This is a genomic window from Microbacterium sp. OVT16B (genome assembly GCF_019969705.1).
Taxonomy (GTDB): Bacteria; Actinomycetota; Actinomycetes; order Actinomycetales; family Microbacteriaceae; genus Microbacterium; species Microbacterium natoriense.
Genome location: NZ_JAHXZA010000001.1, coordinates 2,543,541 through 2,565,680, shown reverse-complemented (window position 1 = coordinate 2,565,680; position 22,140 = coordinate 2,543,541). Strand labels below are relative to the sequence as shown.

At 69.3% G+C, this 22,140-nt stretch carries 17 protein-coding genes and 1 tRNA gene; 14 read left to right on the top strand and 4 right to left on the bottom strand.

Annotation, left to right across the window (positions count from 1 at the left end):
- Nucleotides 1–41 precede the first annotated feature (41 nt).
- The 4 genes from LC438_RS12220 (at nt 42) to LC438_RS12205 (ending at nt 5,196) form a co-directional block, all read left to right on the top strand.
- The gene (locus LC438_RS12220) at nt 42–1,124 is read left to right on the top strand and encodes a S16 family serine protease (RefSeq protein WP_223586714.1); all 1,083 of its coding nucleotides are present in this window, start codon (nt 42–44) and stop codon (nt 1,122–1,124) included.
- A gap of 74 nt (nt 1,125–1,198) precedes the next feature.
- A complete protein-coding gene (locus LC438_RS12215; protein WP_223586713.1) occupies nt 1,199–4,108 on the top strand; it encodes a UPF0182 family protein in 2,910 nt (969 codons plus the stop codon).
- A gap of 116 nt (nt 4,109–4,224) precedes the next feature.
- Nucleotides 4,225–4,298, top strand: a tRNA-Met gene (locus LC438_RS12210).
- A gap of 88 nt (nt 4,299–4,386) precedes the next feature.
- Nucleotides 4,387–5,196 (top strand): carbon-nitrogen hydrolase family protein, encoded by an 810-nt coding sequence (locus tag LC438_RS12205; protein ID WP_223586712.1) that lies wholly within the window; start codon nt 4,387–4,389, stop codon nt 5,194–5,196.
- A gap of 1 nt (nt 5,197) precedes the next feature.
- Here LC438_RS12205 and LC438_RS12200 read toward each other — a convergent pair whose 3' ends face one another.
- Nucleotides 5,198–6,400, bottom strand: coding sequence for an aminotransferase class I/II-fold pyridoxal phosphate-dependent enzyme (locus tag LC438_RS12200; protein ID WP_105672507.1), 1,203 nt, complete (start codon nt 6,398–6,400; stop codon nt 5,198–5,200).
- 100 nt (nt 6,401–6,500) lie between these two features.
- Here LC438_RS12200 and LC438_RS12195 point away from each other — a divergent pair, with 100 nt between their 5' ends.
- The 3 genes from LC438_RS12195 to LC438_RS12185 are packed head-to-tail and all read left to right on the top strand — an operon-like array spanning nt 6,501 to nt 10,909.
- Nucleotides 6,501–8,174, top strand: coding sequence for a S1C family serine protease (locus tag LC438_RS12195; protein ID WP_223586711.1), 1,674 nt, complete (start codon nt 6,501–6,503; stop codon nt 8,172–8,174).
- A gap of 48 nt (nt 8,175–8,222) precedes the next feature.
- Nucleotides 8,223–9,476 carry a CDP-glycerol glycerophosphotransferase family protein gene (locus tag LC438_RS12190; RefSeq protein WP_105672506.1) on the top strand — a complete coding sequence of 418 codons (1,254 nt, stop codon included), beginning with the start codon at nt 8,223–8,225 and terminating at the stop codon, nt 9,474–9,476.
- Nucleotides 9,473–10,909, top strand: a complete 1,437-nt coding sequence (locus LC438_RS12185; protein ID WP_223586710.1) for a CDP-glycerol glycerophosphotransferase family protein — start codon at nt 9,473–9,475, stop codon at nt 10,907–10,909. The genes LC438_RS12190 and LC438_RS12185 overlap by 4 nt, the downstream gene beginning before the upstream one ends.
- A 6-nt stretch (nt 10,910–10,915) precedes the next feature.
- On the opposite strand, the gene LC438_RS12180 is transcribed toward LC438_RS12185, so the two are convergent.
- On the bottom strand, nt 10,916–11,986 hold the full coding sequence (locus LC438_RS12180; RefSeq protein WP_258132425.1) for a glycosyltransferase family 2 protein: 1,071 nt from the start codon (nt 11,984–11,986) through the stop codon (nt 10,916–10,918).
- A 172-nt stretch (nt 11,987–12,158) separates the two neighbouring features.
- Between LC438_RS12180 and LC438_RS12175 the strand changes: the two genes are divergently transcribed.
- The 6 genes from LC438_RS12175 to LC438_RS12150 all read left to right on the top strand — a co-directional run bounded on the left by LC438_RS12175 (nt 12,159) and on the right by LC438_RS12150 (nt 18,122).
- Nucleotides 12,159–13,448, top strand: a complete 1,290-nt coding sequence (locus tag LC438_RS12175; protein ID WP_105672503.1) for a CDP-glycerol glycerophosphotransferase family protein — start codon at nt 12,159–12,161, stop codon at nt 13,446–13,448.
- Nucleotides 13,445–14,221: a biotin--[acetyl-CoA-carboxylase] ligase gene (locus tag LC438_RS12170; RefSeq protein WP_105672502.1), complete on the top strand. Its 777-nt coding sequence runs from the start codon at nt 13,445–13,447 to the stop codon at nt 14,219–14,221. Before LC438_RS12175 ends, LC438_RS12170 begins: the two co-directional genes overlap by 4 nt.
- A gap of 87 nt (nt 14,222–14,308) precedes the next feature.
- On the top strand, nt 14,309–14,827 hold the full coding sequence (locus LC438_RS12165; RefSeq protein ID WP_105672617.1) for a PH domain-containing protein: 519 nt from the start codon (nt 14,309–14,311) through the stop codon (nt 14,825–14,827).
- Nucleotides 14,828–14,932: 105 nt separating this feature from the next.
- Nucleotides 14,933–16,057: a 5-(carboxyamino)imidazole ribonucleotide synthase gene (locus LC438_RS12160; RefSeq protein WP_105672501.1), complete on the top strand. Its 1,125-nt coding sequence runs from the start codon at nt 14,933–14,935 to the stop codon at nt 16,055–16,057.
- Nucleotides 16,058–16,185: 128 nt separating this feature from the next.
- Entirely contained in the window at nt 16,186–16,653 is a 468-nt protein-coding gene (purE, locus tag LC438_RS12155; RefSeq protein ID WP_223587472.1) for a 5-(carboxyamino)imidazole ribonucleotide mutase, read from the top strand.
- The gene (locus LC438_RS12150; protein ID WP_105672500.1) at nt 16,650–18,122 is read left to right on the top strand and encodes an LCP family protein; all 1,473 of its coding nucleotides are present in this window, start codon (nt 16,650–16,652) and stop codon (nt 18,120–18,122) included. The genes purE and LC438_RS12150 overlap by 4 nt, the downstream gene beginning before the upstream one ends.
- A 349-nt stretch (nt 18,123–18,471) precedes the next feature.
- Here LC438_RS12150 and LC438_RS12145 read toward each other — a convergent pair whose 3' ends face one another.
- Together LC438_RS12145 and LC438_RS12140 are read right to left on the bottom strand one after the other, a co-directional pair.
- Nucleotides 18,472–19,041 carry a hypothetical protein gene (locus LC438_RS12145; RefSeq protein WP_105672499.1) on the bottom strand — a complete coding sequence of 190 codons (570 nt, stop codon included), beginning with the start codon at nt 19,039–19,041 and terminating at the stop codon, nt 18,472–18,474.
- Between the two features lie 143 nt (nt 19,042–19,184).
- A complete protein-coding gene (locus LC438_RS12140; RefSeq protein ID WP_223586709.1) occupies nt 19,185–20,948 on the bottom strand; it encodes a DUF4012 domain-containing protein in 1,764 nt (587 codons plus the stop codon).
- Between the two features lie 110 nt (nt 20,949–21,058).
- On the opposite strand from LC438_RS12140, the gene LC438_RS12135 reads away from it, so the two are divergent.
- Nucleotides 21,059–22,132 carry a glycosyltransferase gene (locus LC438_RS12135; RefSeq protein ID WP_223586708.1) on the top strand — a complete coding sequence of 358 codons (1,074 nt, stop codon included), beginning with the start codon at nt 21,059–21,061 and terminating at the stop codon, nt 22,130–22,132.
- Nucleotides 22,133–22,140 lie beyond the last annotated feature (8 nt).

The window sequence follows — 22,140 nt, the reverse complement described above, 5'->3', positions numbered from 1 at the left end:
CCCGTTCGCTGTACGCCGCTCGCGAACGACGGAGGATTGCTGTGGATCGAACCCGGTCTGTGAAGCTCGGACTGGGCGTATGGGCGCTGATCGTCGCACTGCTCTCCCTCGCCGTGCTCACGTTCCTGCCCTCGCCGTACGTGATCCAGCGACCCGGCCCTGTGTACAACACGCTGGGGACCGCCGCAGGGGCCGACGGCGAGAAGGTGCCGCTCATCAGCGTCAAGGGCGCGGAGACCTTCGAGACCGCCGGCAGCCTGGACCTCACGACCGTCCAGGTCGTCGGCAACCGAGAGCGCACGCCCAGCTGGTTCGAGCTCGCGCTCGCCTGGTCGGACTCCTCGCGTGCGGTCGTGCCCCTCGACTCCGTCTTCCCCGAGGGCGTCACGACCGAGCAGCGCGATGAGCGCAACTCCGCGATGATGGTCGATTCGCAGCACGAGGCGACGGCAGCGGCTCTCGGCGAGCTGGGCTACGACACGGGCGCGCAGGTGACCGTGGTCGAGCCCGCCGCGGACTCGCCCGCCGACGGAGTGCTCCAGGCCGACGACGTGATCAGCGCCATCGGCGGCGTCGACGTGACGTCGATCACGCAGCTGCGCACGGCCGTGCAGGATGCCGCCGGCGCCCCCGTCTCCTTGACCGTGCTCAGAGGCGGCGAGGAGAAGCAGGTGGAGGTCACTCCGCAGAAGCACACCGAGGGCGACGTCACGACCTGGCTGATCGGCGTCTCGCTGCGCACCGAGTACCACTTCCCGATCGACGTGACGATCCAGCTCGACAACGTCGGAGGGCCGAGCGCCGGAATGATGTTCGCGCTCGGGATCATCGACACGCTCACCCCCGGCGAGCTCAACGGCGGCAAGGACGTCGCCGGCACGGGGACGATCGACGCCGCCGGCACGGTCGGTCCGATCGGCGGCATCCGTCAGAAGCTCTACGGAGCGCGGGATGCCGGCGCCGACTACTTCCTGGCTCCCGAGTCGAACTGCGCCGACGTGGTGGGCCACGTGCCGTCGGGGTTGACGGTGATCAGCACCTCGACGCTGGAGGAGTCGCTGAGCGCTCTCGAGGTCATCGCCGACGGGGGAGACGTCGACTCCCTGCCCACCTGCACGAAGTGATCGCGCAGCGCCCGTGACCTCTCCGTGATCGGACAGGGAGCCGCCGCATAGTAAGGCATGCCTAGGATGGGACGGTGACCTCGACCTCTTCTCCGAATCCGGCCACGCCTCGAACCTCACGACGAATCGTCGGGATCTCGCTGGTGATCATCGCCGCGCTGATCGCGGGCTTCTTCGTCTTCGCGTCGCTGTACACCGAGTTCCTCTGGTTCGACCAGCTGGGATTCACCACCGTGCTGACGACGCAGTGGTTCGCCACCGTGCTCATGTTCGTCATCGGCTTCCTGGGCATGGCGGCGCCCCTGTTCGTCGCGATCCAGCTCGCCTACCGGCTGCGACCGGTCTACGTGCGGCTGAGCTCGCAGCTCGACCGCTACCAGGAGGTCATCGAGCCGCTCCGGCGCCTCGCGATGTGGGGCATGCCGATCTTCTTCGGCCTGTTCGCCGGCTTCTCCGCCGCCAGTCAGTGGAAGACCGTGTGGCTGTGGGCGAACGGCGTGGCGACCGACTCGGTCGACCCGCAGTTCGGCCTCGACACCGGCTTCTACATGTTCGCGATGCCGTTCTACACGATCCTCCTCGCGTTCGTCTCGGCCGTCCTTCTGCTCTGCCTCCTGGTCACCGCGCTGGTGTCGTACCTCTACGGCTCCGTGCGCATCGGACAGGGCGAGCTGCGCATCTCCAAGCCCGCGCGCATCCAGCTCGCCGTCATCGCGGGCCTCTACCTGCTCGTGCAGGCGGCGAGCCTCTGGCTCGACCGGTACAAGACCCTCGTCGCTCCTGACGACCGCATCACCGGAGCGGCCTACACGGGCGTCAACGCGACGATCCCCGGGCTCGCCATCCTCGCGGTGGTCGCGGCCGTGGTGTCCGTGCTGTTCTTCGTCACCGCCATCATCGGACGCTGGCGCTTCCCGCTCGCCGGTACCGCGCTGCTGCTCGTCGCATCTCTCGTCGTGGGCGTCGGATACCCGTGGATCGTCACGACCTTCCAGGTCAAGCCGAACCAGAACGCGTACCAGTCGCAGTTCTACCAGCGCAACATCGACGGCACGAAGGAGGCCTACGGCGTCGCGGACGTCGAGGTGACCCCCTTCACCGCGAAGACGGATGCCGAGGCCGGCCAGCTCCGCGAGGACGCCGACACCACCGCCTCCATCCGCATCATCGACCCGAAGATCGTCAACGACGTCATCCGCCAGCAGGACCAGGCGCGCGATTACTACCAGTTCCCGCAGACGCTCGACGTCGACCGGTACCAGGTCAACGGCGTCGCCCAGGACACGGTGGTCGCCGTCCGCGACCTCGACATGGCGAACCTCGGCGACAGCGACACCTGGAACAACCGCGTCGCGGTGTACACCCACGGCTACGGGCTGCTCGCGATGGCGGGCAACCAGCGCACCGCGTCGGGCGAGCCGGTGTTCATCGAGCGCGGCATGCCCACCTCGGGAGACCTCACCGACTCGGAGAAGTACGAGCCGCGGATCTACTTCGGCGAGAACTCGCCGGAGTACTCGATCGTCGGCGCCCCCAAGGGCACCGACCCGGTCGAGATCGACTACCCGCGCGGTGCAGAGGGCGATGCCAACACGACGACGACCTTCGACGGGAACGGGGGGCCGGCGATCGGCGACACGTTCACGAAGCTGCTGTACGCGCTGAAGTTCCAGTCCGAGCAGATCCTGTTCTCGAACCTCGTCAACGAGAAGTCTCAGATCCTCTATGACCGCGACCCGAAGACCCGCGTGCAGAAGGTCGCCCCCTACCTCGAGCTCGACAGCGACCCGTACCCGAGCGTCGTGGACGGACGCGTGGTGTGGATCGTCGACGGCTACACGACCAGCGCCTCGTACCCGTACTCGACGAGCGTGAGCCTCTCCAAGGCGATCGCGGACTCGAGCACGCCGACGCCGTCGCTCGCGATCGACGAGATCAACTACATCCGCAACTCGGTCAAGGCCACGGTCGACGCGTACGACGGTCACGTGACCCTCTACGCGTGGGACAAGAGCGATCCGGTGCTGCAGACCTGGCAGAAGGTCTACCCGTCCACGCTGAAGCCGATCAGCGAGATGTCCGGCGACCTGATGAGCCACGTGCGCTACCCGACCGATCTGTTCAAGGTGCAGCGCGACATCCTCGGGATCTACCACATCGACGATGCAGGCTCCTTCGCGCAGCTCGACAACCGCTGGCAGACTCCGAAGGACCCGCGGAGCAAGGAGATGCTCCAGCCGCCGTACTACCTGAGCATGAAGATGCCTGGGCAGGATTCGCCGCGGTTCTCGATGTTCTCCACGTTCATCCCCGCCTCCTCGGGGTCGAGCAGCTCGCGAGACGTGCTGATGGGCTATCTGGCGGTCGACTCGGATGCCGGCGGCGACAAGGGCAAGAGGGCGGACGGCTACGGCACTCTGCGATTGCTCGAGATCACCGACGACACCACCGTGCCCGGTCCTGGCCAGGTGCAGAACACCTTCGACTCCGACCCGGTCGTCGCTGAGAAGCTGAACGTCCTGACGATCGGAAAGTCGGAGGTCGCGTACGGCAACCTGCTGACGCTGCCGGTCGGAGGCGGCCTGCTGTACGTGCAGCCGGTCTACGTGCAGTCCGCCGACAACACCCAGGTTCCGAAGCTCCGGAAGGTGCTGGTCGCCTTCGGCGGCAACGTCGCCTTCGAGGACACGCTGACAGCGGCGCTGGATGCCCTGTTCGGCGGCGAGGCGGGGGCGGCGGGTGGTGACGGGCAGGTCACGCCGACCACTCCGGAGGAAGGGGGCACGACTCCTCCCGCCGAGGGCGGAACGACGCCACCTCCGTCGGACGCGGAAGCCCAGGCTCTCTCGGCAGCGGCTCAGGCCCTCGCCGACCGTGAGGCCGCGCTGAAGGCCGGTGACCTCACCGCGTTCGCCGAGGCCGACAAGAGGCTGACGGACGCCGTCAACACCCTGCTCGCCCTGGACGGCGACACGGGCAAGTGACACCGATCCGATGAACGAATGGGCGCTCCGTGAGGGGCGCCCATTCGCGTCTCGGGGGAGTGTTCGCGGCCTCGATTCGCGCACCCTCAGAATCCGTGTTAGGCTATCCCTTGTGCCGCGGGGTGGAGCAGTTCGGTAGCTCGCCGGGCTCATAACCCGGAGGTCGCAGGTTCAAATCCTGTCCCCGCAACAAGAGAAGGCCCCCTGATCAGGGAAATCTGATCAGGGGGCCTTCGCCTTTTCCGGCTGTTCGGCCCGGGATGCGGGAGGATGGGTGCATGTCCGAGACCGCAGCCGTGCCCGTCGCCGTATGCCAGTTCGCGCCCACGGCCGTCCGTGAAGAGAATCTCGCGCGGATCGCGCGGATGACGGCGGACGCCGCGCGCCGCGGAGCGGCGCTGGTCGTGTTCCCCGAGTACTCCGGCTACTTCGTCGAGCCGATGGACGCCTCGCTGGCGGAGAACGCGGAGCAGCTCGACGGAGAGTTCGTCTCGACGCTCACCGCTCTCGCCGCAGACCACGGCGTGGTGATCGTGGCGGGCTTCGCGGAGCGGGCATCGGACGACGAGCGTGTGCGCAACACGGTCGTCGCGGTCCGTGGAGACGGCGTCCTCGCGACGTACCGCAAGCAGCATCTCTACGACGCCTTCGGCCAGACCGAGTCGGACTGGGTGGAGGCCGGCGACGTGGGGGAGGCGGCGACGTTCGAGGTCGCCGGCATCCGCTTCGGGCTGATGACCTGCTACGACCTGCGCTTCCCCGAGGTGGCGCGGACGCTCATGGACGCAGGCGTCGACGCGATCGTGGTCCCGGCCGAGTGGGTGCGAGGCCCGCTCAAGGAGCACCACTGGACGACGCTGCTCGCGGCGAGGGCGATCGAGAACACCGCCTACGTGATCGCGGCCGACCACCCCGCGCCGATCGGCGTCGGGCACTCGCAGATCATCGATCCGCAGGGCGTGGTGCTCGCAGGCGTCGGCGTCGTGGAGGGGATCGCGGTCGCCCCGGTGGAGCGCTCCGCCATCGACCGCGTGCGGGCGGCGAACCCGTCACTGCGGGTACGGCGCTACCGGGTGGTGCCGCGCTGACTCAGGCGTCGAGCGCAGACAGCCGCCTCGCGGCCTCTTCCAGCACCTCGACCCGCTTGCACGCGGCGAAACGGACCAGGCCCGTGTAGTCCCCACGGCGCCCCTCGGAGACGAACGCGGAGAGGGGGATGGCGGCGACTCCCGCCCTCTCCGGCAGTGCACGGCAGAACGCCGCGGCATCCGTTCCTCCCAGCGCCGTCGCGTCGGCCACCGTGAAGTAGCCTCCCTGCGGCGCGTGCACCGTGAATCCGGCGGCACGAAGACCGTCGCCGAGGATCGCGTGCTTGCGCTCGAGGGTAGCCGCGGCCTCGGCGAAGGAGGAGTCGGGCAGACGGAGCCCGACGGCCACAGCGGGCTGGAACGGCGATCCGTTCACGTAGGTGAGGTACTGCTTGACGGTGAGGACGGCCGTGATGAGCGCGGCGGGGCCGTGCACCCAGCCGATCTTCCATCCCGTCGTCGAGAAGGTCTTGCCTGCCGAGGAGATCGTGAGGGTGCGCTCTGCCGCTCCCGGCAGCGTCGCGATCGGGGTGTGCGGGGAGTGGAACGAGAGATGCTCGTAAACCTCGTCGGTCACGATGACCGCGTCGTGCCGGTGCGCCAGGCGCACGATGTCGGCGAGCACGTCGGGGCCGAAGACCGCACCGGTGGGGTTGTGCGGGTCGTTCACGAGGATGATCCTCGTGCGATCCGAGACGGCTGCGGCCAGCTGATCCCGATCGGGCTGGAAGTCCGGCGCCCGCAGCGGCACCGTCACGAGCTTCGCCCCGGCGAGGGCCGCGGCGGCCGCATAGGAGTCGTAGTACGGCTCGAAGACGACGACCTCGTCATCGGGACCGTCGATGAGGGCGAGGAGGGTCGCGGTGAGTGCCTCCGTCGCGCCCGCCGTCACGATCACCTCGGTCGCGGGGTCCACGTGAAGCCCGTAGAAGCGCTCCTGGTGCTCGCTGATCGCCGCGAGCAGATCGGGCACACCGCGACCGGGCGGATACTGGTTGGCGCCGTTCGCGATCGCGGCTCTCGCCGCCTCCAGTACCTCGGCGGGGCCGTCCTCATCGGGGAAGCCCTGGCCCAGGTTGATGGCCCCTGTTCTCGCCGCGAGTCCAGACATCTCTGCGAAGATGGTGGGCGCGACGCCTCCGTCGGATGCGAGCAGTCCTGCGCCCGCTGCCGTGCGCCTCCATGCGCCGGGAATGACACTCATGAAGAACAGGCTAAGGCCATAGGCGAAACTCACCTTCGACATAAGAAACGCACAGACACGGGCGGCACTCTGAAGGGGCGTTGCTGAAGGAGCAGACACCATGAACGAAGACAACACCCAGGACAACCCGGCACTCCCGTCGAACGACGCCGTGCCGACCACCGATGCCGCCCCGTTCGTCGACCGTTCGACGTCGGATGCCGCAGCTGACACGCCCGCTGTCGCCTCCACGCCCGTCGTGGAAGCCCCGGCGGCCCCCGTCGCGCAGGGACACGAGGTCCCGTCGACGTTCGCCTCGGCGCAGACGGCTCCCGTCGCTCCGTCGGCCCCGGTCGCCCCCGCGGCGTCGGTCCCGACCCCGTTCGGCCAGCCGGCCCAGGCAGGACCCTACGCCCCCGCAGCGTCCACGGCACCCCAGTTCTACGGAGGCCAGCAGGCGCAGCCGCAGATCGCGGCGACCTCGCCCGGAGCCGCGTTCGGCATCCACGACGGCACCCAGCCGACCGTCCCGCTCGGCGCCCCTCAGGCGTTCGCGACGGGCGACCCCACCGGTGCCGCCAAGACCAAGGACCAGAAGCCGCGCAGCGGCGTGAAGTTCGCGGCGATCGTCGTGGCCGCCGCCCTCGTGGGAGGCGTCGCCGGCTTCGGAGGCGGCGCGATCTTCACCGGGCTCGGCAGCACCCCCTCGACCGGATCGGCCGAGGGACCGCAGACCGTCACGGTGAACAACCCCGGATCCGTCAACGAGACCACGGCCGTCGCCACCGAGGCGCTGCCCTCCGTGGTCACGATCGAGGTCGCCGGCTCCAAGGAGGCCGGCAGCGGCTCCGGCGTCATCATCAGCGACGACGGCTACGTCCTGACGAACACGCACGTGGTCACCCTGGGCGGGGCCGTCGCCGACCCGACGATCAGGGTCACGACGTCGGACGGCCGCATCTACGACGCCACCGTCGTCGGCACCGACCCCATCTACGACCTCGCGGTCGTGAAGCTGAAGGACGCCAAGGGTCTCACGCCCATCACGTTCGCCGACTCGTCGAAGCTCAACGTCGGAGACACCGCGGTCGCGCTCGGCGCCCCGCTCGGGCTGTCGAACTCGGTCACGACCGGCATCGTCAGCGCGCTGAACCGCAGCATCCAGATCGCGTCCTCGGCTCTGCCGGACTCGTCGTCGCAGGATGCGCCGCAGGATCAGCAGACGCCCCAGGACGGCCAGTCGAGCCCGTTCCAGTTCGACCTGCCGGGCAACACCAACCAGCAGACGTCCGAGTCGATCTCGATCGCCGTGATCCAGACGGATGCCGCGATCAACCACGGCAACTCGGGCGGTGCGCTGGTGAACAGCAAGGGTCAGCTGATCGGCATCAACGTGGCGATCGCGAGCTCCGGCAGCTCCGAGGAGTCCGGTTCCATCGGTATCGGCTTCGCCATCCCGTCGAACATCGCCGAGCGCGTCTCGAAGGAGATCATCGCGGACGGCAGTGCGACCCACGGACTCCTCGGCGCGTCGGTCCGCGACGCGGCATCGGTCGAGGGCTCCACTCAGGCGGGCGCCTACATCGCCGAGGTCACCGACGGCGGCGCCGCGGGTGCCGCGGGGCTGAAGGCCGATGACATCGTCACCGCGTTCAACGGCGTGCCGATCACGAACGCGAGCGACCTCACCGCTCAGGTGCGGGCCGCGGCGGCTGGCAGTGACGCGAAGGTCACCTACGTCCGCGGAGGCAAGGAGTACGAGGCCGACGTCACGCTCGGCACGCTCGCCAAGTAGCACCCCGCCTCACAGAGAAGGACGTCACCCGCGCGATAGGCTCGCGGGGTGGCGTCCTTCTCTTTCGGCTCCGGCAATGCGGCCAAGCTGCTCCGGATCCCGCTGTACGCCGCCGGCCGCATCGGCACGCTGATCGTGCCTCGCGGTCGGCGCTGGGTCTTCGGCTGCGGAGCCGGGATCGGCGATGGCGCGCTGGCTCTGCAGCGGCTGGCGCAGGCGAACGGGCACGACACGCTGTGGCTGACCTCGTCCGAGCGCGAAGAGCGCGAGGCGGCAGCGCTCGGCATCCGCACGGTCCCCAAGGGCGGACTCCGCGGATGGTGGGCCACGGCGCGGGCGGGGGTGCTCGTGGTCACCCACGGCCTCGGCGACGTGAACCGCTATGCGAACGCCGGTGCGTTCGTCGTGCAGCTGTGGCACGGCATCCCGCTCAAGCGCATCGGGCTCGACTCGCCGGCCACGACCCAGGTGCCGAACGTCCCCGGAGCGTCGTTGCTGCGCCGGGTGGTCGGTCTCCTCTACCGCGGCGCCGCTCAGCGCATCCGCGTGCTGCCCGCCGCCTCGCACCGCTCGCGCGGTCGGCTGGAGTCCGCGTTCGGGATCGGCGACGCCCGGGTCGTCGTCACCGGCGAGCCCCGGGTGGACGTGCTCTCCGCGGGGACCGCCGACGAGCGTCGAGCCGCGGCATCCGCGCTGCTCGTGAGCGCCGTCGGCGAGCTGACCGACGGAGCCAGGACCATCCTGTACGCCCCGACCTGGCGCGACGGCGCGGCAGATCCGGCGGTGCCGAGCGCCGCGCAGTGGATCGACATCATCAGAACTCTCGAGAGAACCGACTCCGTGCTGCTGGTGCGCTCGCATCCGCTCGGGGAGGGCGGGTACGCGCCGCCTCTGCCCAGCAGGAGAGTGCGGATGCTGGGGGCCGGCGTCCTCGCCGACGTCACCCCCGCACTCCCCGCGGTCGACGTGCTCGTGACCGACTACTCGTCCCTCGCCTACGACGTGGGGCTGCTCGCGACCCCGGTGCTCTTCCTGGCGCCGGATGCCGAGGAGTACGCACGGACCCGAGGGTTCTACGGAGGCTTCGCCGAGGTCGCGGGGGAGGACTTCGCACGCAGCTGGGATGAGCTGATCGCGCAGCTGGAGCCGCTGCTGTCCGACGAGGGCGCGTTCGCCGCGAGGTCCGTGCGTTCCGCTACGCTCAGCGCTCAGATGCATGCGTTCCGCGACGGACGCAACACACAGCGGGTCTACGACGTGATCCGCGCGCGGGGAGTCCCCGCGCCGAAGGGAGCAGTATGACCACGGCCCGGATCGATGAGTCGGCCGAAGAGCTGATCATCTCGGGTGCAGGCGCTCGCCCGGCGAGCGCGACGCTCCTCGGCGCCCGTGCGCGCGTCGACGTGCGCCTCACCGGCGGCGGCAAGACCTGGAAGGCGGTCTTCCCGCTGCGCGCATCGAGATGGGGCGGCGCGGCTCTGCCGCTCCCAGCCGGTGAGTACGAGCTGCGGATCGACGGCGCTGACCTCGGTGCCGTGGAGATACCGTCGACCCTGCTCGCAGGGCTCCGCATCGCGGTGCAGGCGGCCGCAGTGACGATCGGCGCGCCGATCGATCCCGTCTACGAGACCGCGGAGGGGCAGTCGACCCTCGAGGAGCGCTACGTGGCGCAGACAGGCGGCACCGAGAACGCGGTGTTCTTCGAGAGCTTCTACGGCAAGACGATCGGCTGCAACCCGCAGGCGATCGACAGGGCCCTCGCCGCGCTGGCGCCGGGGGTCACCCGGTACTGGAGCGTCGTCGATCTCTCCGTCGCCGTTCCCGACGGCGCCATCGCCGTCGTCGAAGGCAGCCCGGAGTGGTGGAGAGCCAGGGCGGCCGCACGTCTGCTGGTGGTGAACGACTGGCTGCGTCGGCGCTTCGCCCGTAAGGCGGGCCAGCGAGTCCTCCAGACATGGCACGGCACCCCGCTGAAGAGGCTGGCGCTGCATCGCCCCGGGTTCGACCCTCGGCGCATGGCGGCCGTGGTGAAGGAATCGCGCCGCTGGGACGTGCTGCTCGCGCAGAACACCTACTCCGAGCGGATCCTCCGCAAGGCCTACGCGTTCTTCGGTCGACCGATCTGGGTGGAGGGCTACCCCCGCAACGACGCACTCGTCTCCGGCGATCCTGCGGTCGTACGCGCGGCCCTGGGCATCGCCGAGGGGGAGCGCGTGCTCCTCTACGCGCCCACCTGGCGCGACGACCGCAGGGAGATGGTCGACTTCATCGACCCCGAGGCCCTCGCCGCCCAGGCGGATGCCGTCGTGCTCGTCCGAGGGCACTCGCGCACCATCGACACCGGGCGCGATCACGCCGGAGCGCGGGTGATCGACGTGACCGGGTTCCCCGAGACGTCGCAGCTCCTCCTGGCCGCCGACGCGCTGATCACCGACTACTCCTCTGTGATGTTCGACTTCAGCGTCACGGGCAAGCCGATGTACTTCCTGGTTCCCGACCTCGACCACTACCGGGGTCAGCTCCGGGGCTTCTACTTCGATCTCGAGGAGAGGGCGCCGGGACCGCTGGTCCACACCCAGGAGGAGTTGGCCGCCGCCCTCGCCGACCAGGGGCACGAGTCCGCCTATGCGGAGCGCTACGCGGCCTGGCGTGCCCAGTTCAACACCAGGGACGACGGCCATGCCGCCGAGCGCGTCGTGTCGCGCATCCTGGATCAGGGTTACGTCACCCGCTGATCCTGATCAGGGCAGAGGGGTGTTCCTCGTGCCCAGCCGTGACGCGTCCACGGTGTCGCCCGCACCGCGCAGCACGCCGCCGAGGAAGCCGAGTCCCCACGAGAGGTGCATGGTCGGCATGACGAGCAGCGTCCAGAGCCGCTGTCGGATGCCGCCGCCTCCGGGAGCGAAGGCGACCGCGACGTCGAGCAGGACGTAGACCGCGAGGGGCAGGTAGACGAGGGATGCGACGAGCGACACCATGCCGGAGAGGACGCCGGTCGCCTGCAGCACGCCGACGACGAGGGCGAGGGCGACGAGCAGCACCAGCGCAGGCGGAGCGAAGAAGCGGATGCCGTTGCGCCGGCCGAACCTGCGCACGAGCTCGCCGCGCCACGCACCGGTGGCGCGGAACTGCCGGGCCAGTCGCAGCCAGTTCTCGCGCGGCCAGTAGGTCACCGACAGCTCGGGATCGAACCACACGCGGTGTCCGGCCTGGCGGATGCGGAGGTTGAGCTCCCAGTCCTCGCCCCGCCTGATCGACTCGTCGAAGAGACCGACCTCCTCGAGCACCGATCGCCGCATGACGCCGAGATACGCGGATTCGGCTTCGCCCTCCTGCGATCCACCGTGGTAGGCCCCGCCGCCGAGGCCGACGGGGGAGTTGTAGAGGCGGGCCACGGACTTCTGGAACGGCGTGCGCCCTTCGGCGTGCATGACCCCGCCGACGTTCGCGGAGTCGGTGCGATCCAGCGTGTCGATGGCGCGGGCGGCATAGCCGGGGGAGAGCTCGGAGTGCGCGTCGACTCTGATGATCGTCGCGTACCTGCTGGCACGGATGGCCGCATTCAGTCCCACCGGGATGTGCGCTGCCGGGTTCTCCACGAGACGAATGCGGGAGTCCTCACTCGCGAGCCGCTGCGCGAGCTCCGTCGTCCCGTCGGTGGAGGGGCCGAGCGCGAGCACGAGCTCGGCGGGGATGTCGAGCTGCTGCTGCAGGACGGAGGCCACGGCGTGCTCGAGGTAGGCCCGCTCGTTGAGCACCGGCATGACGAAGGACACCCCGTCGGGATGCTCGGTGGTTACGTGGTCAGGCACATGATGATCATGTCATGACGCGATCGGGGGTTCGCTGACCGAGGGCGGCGGTGACGTCGGCGCGTCCGCGGATCGACATGGAACCGGATTCTCGGATAACGGAACCATCTCTATCCCTCTCGGGAGCCGCCGAGGAGCCGAGCGCGCGACCCCCACTCGGTACTCTGGAGGGATGGGTGCAGTGTCCGACGCGAAGAAGGCCTACCGACTGCTCAGACGCGCACTCCGCTCACGCTCGGCCGTGCAGCGCGTGCGTCGCCGCCTCGCAGAGGACGGCCCGCACCCTTCCGGGCACTTCAAGGTCGCCGTGTACTTCGCAGACGGCGCCGTGAACATGTACCAGATGCGTCAGTGGTACCGTCCGCTGGCCGAGCTCGCGAAGCGCTGGCCCGTCGTCGTGCTGTCCCGGGTCGCCACGGGCGCTGAGAAGCTCCTCGACGAGGACGCTCCTCCCGTCGCCTTCGTGCCGACGGTGCGAGACCTCGAGAGGTACATCGCCGATCAGGACATCCGGATCGTGCTGTACGTGAATCAGAACACGCGCAACTTCCAGATGTTCCGCTACGGCCGGCGCTGGCACGTCTTCATCAACCACGGCGAGTCCGACAAGATGTACATGACGACGAACCAGTACAAGGCGTACGACTACGCGTTCGTCGCGGGGCAGGCGGCGAGAGATCGACTCAGCCGAACGCTGTGGGACTACGACATCAACCGGCGCACGATCGAGATCGGGCGCCCGCAGGCGGATCACTACTCCGGGGCACTGCCGTACACGCCCGATGAGCGCACCGTCGTGCTCTACGCGCCGACCTGGGAGGGCGACCGCCCGAGTGCGCACTACGGCTCGATCGCGTCGCACGGTGAGGCTCTGGTCGGCGCGCTGCTCGCCACCGGCCGTCATCGCGTGCTCTACCGCCCCCACCCGCGGAGCGGCGTCATCGACGACGGGTACGGCGCCGCGCATCGACGCATCGTCGCCGCGATCGCGGCGGCCAATGCCGCGGATGCGACCGCCCAGCACGTCTACGACGACGGCCCGGAGCTCGGTTGGCAGCTCGCAGCCGCCGACGTCGCGATCGTCGACATCTCCGCCATGGTCTACGACCGCCTCGCTGTGGGCAAGCCCCTCATGATCACCCGTCCGGTCGACGAGCAGGCGTCCGTCGACACGAACGGCTACCTCTCCGATTGCGAGTGGCTGACCGCGGATGCCGCGGGAGACATCGTCGCCGAGGTCGAGCGCGTCCATGCCGACGAGGCGGCGATCGCGCGTCTGCGCATGTGGGTGCAGCACTACTTCGGCGATACCACCCAGGGAGTCGCCACGGAGAAGTTCCACGCCGCCGTCGAGCAGCTCATGCAGAAGTGGGAGCGCTGGCACGCCCACGAGATGGGCGCGGTCCGCCCCGATGAGGACGATGACGACGAAGAGGGCGACGAAGACGACGTGGACGAATGAGCATGCAGCTCCCGCTCACCGGAGCCGTCGCCTCGCGGCTGCTCGTCCTCTCCGCGACGGGGTCGACGAATGCCGACCTGAGGGCTCAGTCCGCGGATGCCGGCGGTTGGCCTCATCTCTCCGTGATCGCGACCGACAATCAGACCGAGGGCAGGGGTCGCCTCGACCGCAGCTGGATCGCCCCTCCTGGCGCCGCGATCGCCGTGTCTGTGGTTCTTCGCGCGCTTCCGCAGCGGCCCGAGGCCAGGGGATGGATTCCTCTGGCGGCGGGGGTGGCGATGTCCGATGCGATCGCCGCGCAGTTGCCCGGCCACGACGTCGCCGTGAAGTGGCCGAACGACATCCTGGTCGACGGAGGCAAGATCTGCGGCATCCTCGCCGAAGCCACTACCGAGGCGGTGATCGTCGGAACCGGTGTCAACACGGGGATGACGGCATCCGATCTCCCCGTCCCCACCGCGACATCGTTCGCGGTGCTCGGCGCGGAGGCCGATGCCGATCGGCTGATCGCCGACTATCTGCGCGGCCTCGACCGGCTCCTCACGGCGCTGATCGACGCGGGAGACGCCGTCTCCAGCGGACTCCACTCCGCCGCGAGCGCTCGCTGTGCGACCATCGGCGCCGAGGTGACGGTGTCGCTGCCCGGCGATCGGACGCTCCAGGGCACCGCGCTCTCGCTCGACGAGGATGGGCGCCTCATGGTCCTGGCGGACGGCGTCGAGCACGCCGTCTCGGCCGGTGATGTCGTCCACGTCCGCCCCGCCCGAGACTGACACGCCCGGAGTGCGGGCGCCGTTGTCGGACGGTGCATGCACAATGGAGGGGTGACCCAGCCCGTGACTCTCGGAGGCCGCCCGACGATGCCGCCTCCCGGCGTGCCCACGGAAGAGCTGCTCATCGCGAAGTTCCGCGGTCAGGCGCGACGGCTGTTCTGGTCGGCGCTGGTGCTGATCACGGTGTGCGGCGCCACGGCGTACTTCTACGGCAACCTCCCTGCGCCCTTCGAGGACTGGATGCTGCTGACGGCGGCGGGGCTGCTCATCGTTCTTCTGGTCATCGTCCCCTACATGATCTGGCACTCGCGGACCGTCACGGTGACCACGCGCAGGGTGATCGTCAACAACGGCGTGGGGTCCAGGAACCGGCGCGAGATGTCTCATGCACGCGGATACTCGATCGGCGTTCGGCGCGGGGTGCTGCAGCGCATGTGGGGCGCAGGGACGATCACGCTCACCAACGGCGTCGACGCTCCGCTGCGTCTGGCGAACGTGCCCAACGTCACGCTGGTCCACGAGACTCTGGCCGACCAGATCGAGGTCAGTCAGATCCTCGCTCACAGAGACGCGCAGTCCGGCGCCGAGACGCCCTTCGGCATCTGAGTCGTCTCTGCCGCCGACGAAGCCGTGCGGTCTCGGTCGGTTGAGACCGTGTCACCCGCTCCCGCATCGGTGCGGGAGAATGGTGATGACGAATGGAGGCGGCACATGGCGCTGCGTGTAGGCGTGATCGGCGGAGGCCAGCTGGCCAGGATGATGATCGCTCCGGCGGTCGAGCTCGGGCTCGACCTGCGGGTGCTCGCTGAGGGCGACGGCATGTCCGCCCAGCTGGCCGCGACAGCGGTGGGCGACTACCGCGATCTGGACGCGGTGCGGGCCTTCGCGAAGGACGTCGATGTGATCACCTTCGACCACGAACATGTCCCGCAGGATGTGCTCCGCGCTCTCGTGGCGGAGGGCGTCTCCGTGCACCCGGGTCCCGATGCCCTCCAGTTCGCTCAGGACAAGCTCGTCATGCGGGCGCGTCTGGCCGAGCTCGGCGTGCCGCAGCCCGACTGGGCGGCCGTGCGGGATGCCGATGAGCTGAAGACCTTCCTCGATTCCCACGACGGCAAGGGGGTCGTGAAGACCCCGCGCGGCGGCTACGACGGCAAGGGCGTACGAGTGGTGCGCGCCGCCGACGAGGCCCAGGACTGGTTCGATGCACTGGCGGAGGGGGAGGCGCTGCTTGTCGAGGAGCTCGTCGGCTTCGTCCGCGAACTCGCGCAGCAGGTGGCTCGGCGACCCGGCGGGCAGATCGTCGCGTACCCGGTCGTCGAGACGGTGCAGCGCGACGGCGTCTGCGCCGAGGTCATCGCTCCGGCGCCTGCCGCACCCGACAGGCTCGTCCAGGTTGCGGAGGAGATCGGGCGTTCGATCGCCGAAGGCCTCGGAGTGACAGGGATGCTCGCCGTCGAGCTGTTCGAGACGGACGACGAGCGCATCCTCGTGAACGAGCTCGCGATGCGTCCGCACAACAGCGGGCACTGGAGCCAGGACGGCGCCGTCACCGGTCAGTTCGAACAGCACCTGCGTGCTGTCGCCGACCTTCCGCTCGGCGACACCTCGCCGCGGGCCGCCTGGTCGGTCATGGTGAACATCCTCGGGGGCCCTTCCGAGGGGACGCTCGACGAGCGGTTCGCCGCCGCCATGACAGAGCACCCATCCGCGAAGATCCACACCTACGGCAAGGCGCCCCGCCCTGGGCGCAAGGTGGGTCACGTGAACGTGTCGGGTGACGATCTCGACGACGCGGTCTACGTGGCGCGCGCCGCCGCGGCGCACTTCGACTGAGCGGTCGCCCGCTCGACGACAGTGCGCGTCGAGGTGTGCCGCTGGGGGGTTCTCACAGCGCGAGACCTTAGCCTGATCTGGTGACTGAGCCACTGCACTCCTCCACCGCTCCTCTCGTCGGCGTCGTCATGGGCTCCGACTCCGACTGGCGGGTGATGAGCGACGCCTCTCAGGCGCTCACCGACTTCGGGATCCCGCACGAGGTGGAGGTGGTCTCCGCCCACCGCACCCCCGACAAGCTCATGTCCTACGCGCGAGAGGCCCGCGGCCGTGGCCTCCGCGTCATCATCGCGGGAGCCGGGGGAGCCGCCCATCTGCCGGGGATGCTCGCGTCGATGACGCCGCTGCCGGTGATCGGGGTGCCCGTGCCTCTCGCCTATCTCGACGGCATGGACTCGCTGCTGTCGATCGTGCAGATGCCGGCGGGCATCCCCGTCGCCACGGTGTCCATCGGAGGGGCGAAGAACGCAGGACTGCTCGCCGCCCGCATCCTCGGCACCTCTGATGCCGACCTCGCGGATCGGGTCGAGGCCTATGCGCGTGAACTCGAGTCCCAGGTCGAGGGGAAGAACGAACGGCTGAAGGAGTCTCTGTGACGCTGGCCGCGCCGCGTGCAGCCGGGCGTCCGCTGATCGAGACGCGCCCGCTGCGGCATCCCGACGTGTCCGACTCCGGGACCATGATCAAGCGCGGCTGGTGGCTCGTCGCTCTCAACGTCCTGCTGCCCGGATCCGCCCAGCTCCTGGCAGGCAGCCGACGGCTGGGCCGCTTCGGTCTGGGGGCCACTCTCACTGCCTGGTTCCTGGTCATCGTCGCGGCGGGCCTCGCGCTCTTCGCGCGGCCCACGCTGCTGTGGCTCACGATCGGCGCCGGATGGTTCTCCGCTGTCGTCCTGACCGTGGTGCAGGTGCTGCTCGTCGGCTACGTCATCCTGTGGATCGTCCTCACCTTCGACACGCTGAGACTCGTGCGGCTCGTGAAGATCCCGGGCCTGTCGAAGTTCGCGCTTCCTGTCGTTACCCTGCTGCTGCTCGGGCTCGTCGGTTCGGTCACCGGTGTGGCCGCATCCTATGTGGGCACGGTGCGCAGCACGATCTCGACCATCTTCGGCAGCAGCGGCCCGAGTCTCCCCGCCAGCGACGGCTACTACAACATCCTCCTGCTCGGCGCCGACAGCGGCGAAGGACGCGACTCGATGCGCTTCGACAGCATCTCGGTCGTCTCGGTGAACGCGACCACCGGTGCGGTGACCATCACCGGCATCCCGCGAGACATGCCGAACTTCCCGTTCGCCGAAGACAGCCCTATGCGTGATCCGGAGCTCGTCGGCTTCGACTACCGCAACTACTTCGAGGGGCACAACGACTCGAAGTGCGGATGGGGCCCTGGCATCAACCAGCTCACGAACGCCGTGCAGGTGTGCCGCAAGGACGAGGGCGCGAGCCTCTACCCGAACGCGACGGCGCAGGGTTCCAACCCCGAGATCGAGGCGACGAAGGATGCCGCTGAGGGCATCCTCGGCATCAAGATCCCGTACTACGTCTTCCTCGACATGAAGGGGTTCGCGAACCTCGTGGATGCGCTGGGTGGAGTGAAGATCACCGTCGCCGAGCGTCTACCGAAGGGCGGGCCGCCCCCCGGTTCCGGCGCCCACGACGTGGACTCGTGGGCCATCGGCTGGATCGAGCCGGGCGAGCAGACCATGGACGGCGATACGGCCCAGTGGTACGCCCGCTCGCGGTACACGACGAGCGACTGGGACCGCATGCTCCGGCAGCGACAGCTGCAGGAGGCGATTCTGGCGCAGTTCACGCCGCAGACCGTGCTCACGCGCTTCAACGAGGTCGCGGCGGCGGGTACCGCCCTGGTGCACACCGACCTGCCCCAGGACAAGCTGCCCGAGTTCTTCGATCTCATGACGAAGGCGAAGGAGCAGCAGGTCAGGACGATCGAACTGACCCCTGACAACGGGGTGCCCGAGAAGGGCATCGACTTCGGCTACATCCACCAGATGATCCAGGATGCGCTGCACCCGCCGACGGAGACCCCGACGCCGACCCCATGAGACGCGGGCTGCGACCCGACGTCACGCGCGACGCCCGTGACTGCGCGATCGGACCTGCCCGCGTCGTCGTCGCCGTGGATGGCGACGACGCGCCGTGCCATCGCGCGACTCGTCGGCGACGTGACCGGAGTCGGAACCGGGGCGGCGGATGCCGAAGAACGTCCTTCGCAACGGATACCAGCGGGAGCATCGCGGTAACGCGGGCATGAAAAAGCCCACGGCCGCCACCTGAGAGTGAAGGGGGCGGTCGTGGGCCTCCGGTGAACCACCGGATTTACCAGACGACGGTGATCGGAGGGGGAGGGATCACCGTCGTCCAGTCGATCACCGCACAGGGCGGCGATCAGATCTAGGCGCTCTTGCGGCGGGAGACTCCCACGGCGACGAGCGCTCCACCTGCGACGAGAGCTGCTGCTCCGCCGCCGAGGATCCACGGCGACACGCTGCCGCCCGTCAGAGCGAGCTCCATCCCACCGGTGAGCGGAAGCTCGCTGCCGGCGGACGCGACCGTCGGATCGTGGTCGCAGCTCGCTGCGGCATCGTGCCCGTGCGAGACCGTGATGGTCGCGGTGTACGAGCGCGAGCCGGAGAACGAGACTCCGTAGGAGCCCTCGCCGTTGGACGGCGGACGGAACGTCAGGACGAGGCTGCCGTCTGCGGCAGCGGTGTTGCCCGAGACCGCCGAATCGGCGGCGTTGAGTCCGGACACCGACACGCCCACGTGCTCGGACGGCTGGAAGTAGCCGGCGCCGAAGACGATGGTCGAGACCTCGCAGATGTCGACGATCGGATCGTCGACGCTCACGCTCGGCGGCTTCGCGTACGAATCGGACGCGGCCGTTGCGGCATTGGCGGCGACCGGTGCGGTGAGCACGAGCGCGCCAACGGTAAGGCTGATGGCAGCCAGTTTCTTCAGCATGATTCTCCCCAGAAATTCACGCGGAATCGCACCCGAACACACCCCTGCATTCGACTGCGTGGGCCCTTCCTGTCCCCACGACAGGATGATAGAACCCAGATATTCCCCAGTGCAGACGACACTACATCATCTGCATGGCAATGTCACGAGGCGCAGCGCAGTTCCTCACGATGGATCGCGGGGTCCCTCACGAGCGGGGTGTGGGTCACCTCGGTGAGGCGCGCGCCCGCGCCGTCGCCCTGGAACTCGACCGTGATCGTCGTCGACTCGCCGGGTGCGAGGAGCACCTCGTGCTGCACGGCGGACCGCGTGCGGAGGGTGGCTGTCTGCACGGGGTCCTCCTTGCCGTCGCGGTCGATGCGAGACGGTGTCGCCCCCTCGGGCCCGTAGACGGTGATCAGCGTCCGCACCGATCCTGCGGCGACGCCGTAGAAGCCGTCCGCCGTCACATAAGGAGGCAGAGCCGTCGCCGCATCCGCCGGTGCGCCGTTGGTCCACGTCACCCGCACGCGTGTGGTCGGACGCCCCTGGCACGAGCCGATCGACGTGGTGATCTCGGCATCCGTGTAGTAGTCCATCTTGCCGCCGGTGGTGTCGTTGAAGAGCACCCCGACATATGTCCCGTCGGGGCCGTCGACCGGGAGCGCCCCGCCCAGCGACGATGAGGCGAGGATCCTCTCCTCGTCCTCGTGGGCGCTCCACACGCGGATCCGGCCCTGGTCGGCGGAGGTGGCGAGAGCTCCGACGAGATCCTTCGGAGCCGCTCCCGAGAGCGCCGCGCCGAACAGCGCGGTCGCGGCCTGGGCGAACACCTCGTCCTGTATGGCGGGGTCCGGCACGGCGGCGTAGATCTCGGAGAGCAGCAGGCTGACGACGTTGTCCTTGTCGGCGGTGAAGGGCCCGAACGTGATCGGACCGGTCACGGCGAGGAGGTTCTTCGTCATGACGGCGTCGACGGCGATCACCCCGTCCACCGTGGTGCCGAAGCGTCCCTGCCAGCGGGCGGCGATGAGCGGCGCGGCTTCGGTGAAGTCGGGGATGTTGGTGATGTTCTGCAGGTAGCGCCCTGGGCGATCCTCGAACAGTGCGACGGTCGACTCGCTGAGGGAGAGCGAGGCATCGAGCGCGGGGAAGTCGCGCGTCGACGCCTGCTGGCTCAGGGTGATCCTCCCGCCCTCGGCGTGCAGGAGCGCGATGGCGCCGATGATGCCTCCGGAGGAGCGGACCTCGGCGTTGTTCTGCATCGCGATCACGTAGTTTCGCGGTCCTTCACCGCCGAGCATGCTCGGCAGGAGCGCTGACGCGCCGTGCAGCGACCCCACGACGGTCGCCGCCTGCGTGACGGTGGTGCGCAGCTCGCGGACCGCGTCCGCGAGGGGAGGGAGCGTCGCGTCGGCGTCGATCTGGCGTGCCCTCGTCACGGCCGATGCGAGCGTCGCGTCGGCATCCGCGAGCGACGGCTCGATCTTGGCGAAGGGCGTCAGATCGATGGTCCCGTTCGAGAACCCCAGACTCGCGAGATCGAGATCTCCTGCCGCTTTCAGCACGGGGTTCAGCGCGTCTGTCGCGATGTCATCGGCGATCTCCGCGACGTCGCTCACCGCGGTGAAGTTGGGGCCGATCCACGGAACGAATCCGAAGGCATGCCAGACCGGGTCGGAGGTGAGGTCGTGGGCGGACCCGGCGTGGTGGGCGATGCGCTGGGAGACGGTCGCCGCCTTCTCGAGGTCGCCGTCGCCGATCGCCTTCTTCAGCTGACCGGATGAGGCGGCGACCTGCTGCAGGTCGTTCACGGCCCCGATTCCCCGCACGGTCACCCAGCCGACGGCCAGGAGGAGGAGGGTCACGAGAACGCCGATGGTCCAACGGAGCCACCGGCGACGTACCGGAAGACGCCCGTCGCTCATGCGAGCATTCAAGCACGAAGGCGCCTGTGCGCGTGAGCGGATACCGGGAATCGGCGGCCATGCGGGCCGGGCTCCCAGGTTCCCGGCGGCACCGCGATTACCCTGGGGGCATGGGTGCTCGGCTGCGTGTGGTTCTGGATCAGCTCGTGCACGTCGCCGATGCCGACCACGCCGCCGCCGCGCTCGATCTCGCGGCCGGTCTGGTCGAGACCGCGCCCTCCGGGTGCGGGGTGGAGGCGATCGTGCCGTCGGGATCGACCGTGTCCATCGCCGGCATGGCCGACGTGCGCACGCTCGGCCTCGCGCGCCGTGAACTCGCGGCGTCGTGGCAGATGGGACTCGCGCCCGGCGTCGGCGGAGGCCTCATCCACTCGGCATCCCTCATGGCTCCGCTCGTCCGGCACGATCGCGTGCACGACAACGACCAGACCACGGTGACGCTGTGGGACCTGCGTGCCTGGGAGGCGCCCGAGACTCTGTCGAAGTCGACGATCGTCTGGCAGCGGGGGATGCTGCGGAGAGCCGTGAAGCACGCGGACGCCGTCGTCGTCCCCTCGCACGCGGTCGCCGAGCGGCTCGCGGCGCTCAGCAAGCTCGGTGATCGCATCAGGGTCATCCCCGGAGCCGCCCCACGGGCGCTCGTCGTCCCGCTCGATGCGTCGGCACGGCGCGCAGCGCTCTCGCTCCCCGCTCGGTACATCGTGCTCACGGGGACGGCCTCGTCGCTGACGGCGGGGTTCGCCGCGGCGGCCGCCGTCGATGCGGACGCCGTGGTGCTCGACGCGCCAGAGGGTTCAGAGCCGCGTCTCGCGGAGCTGGCTGCTGCGGCAGGACTGCCAGAGTCCCGCGCGCACATCCGCGGAGCGCTCCCGGTCGAGGACCGAGCCGCGATCTTCGCGGGTGCCGCTGCCTTCGTCGCGACCGCCGACGAGACCGCCTGGCCGTGGCGCGTCGTCGAGGCGATGACGCTCGGCGTGCCCGTCATCGCCGTGGCCAGCGGCGTGCACCGCGACGTGATCGCAGACGGGGGAGCTGTCGTGGACGAGTCGGAGATCCCGGATGCCGTCGCAGATGCACTCGGCTCGGGTGCGAGGCGGCTCAGCGTGCTCGGCGCCGACCGATCCCGATCCTTCTCCTGGGCGGGTTCGGCCGAGCGTGTGTGGGGACTGCACGCTGATCTCTGAGGGCCGCT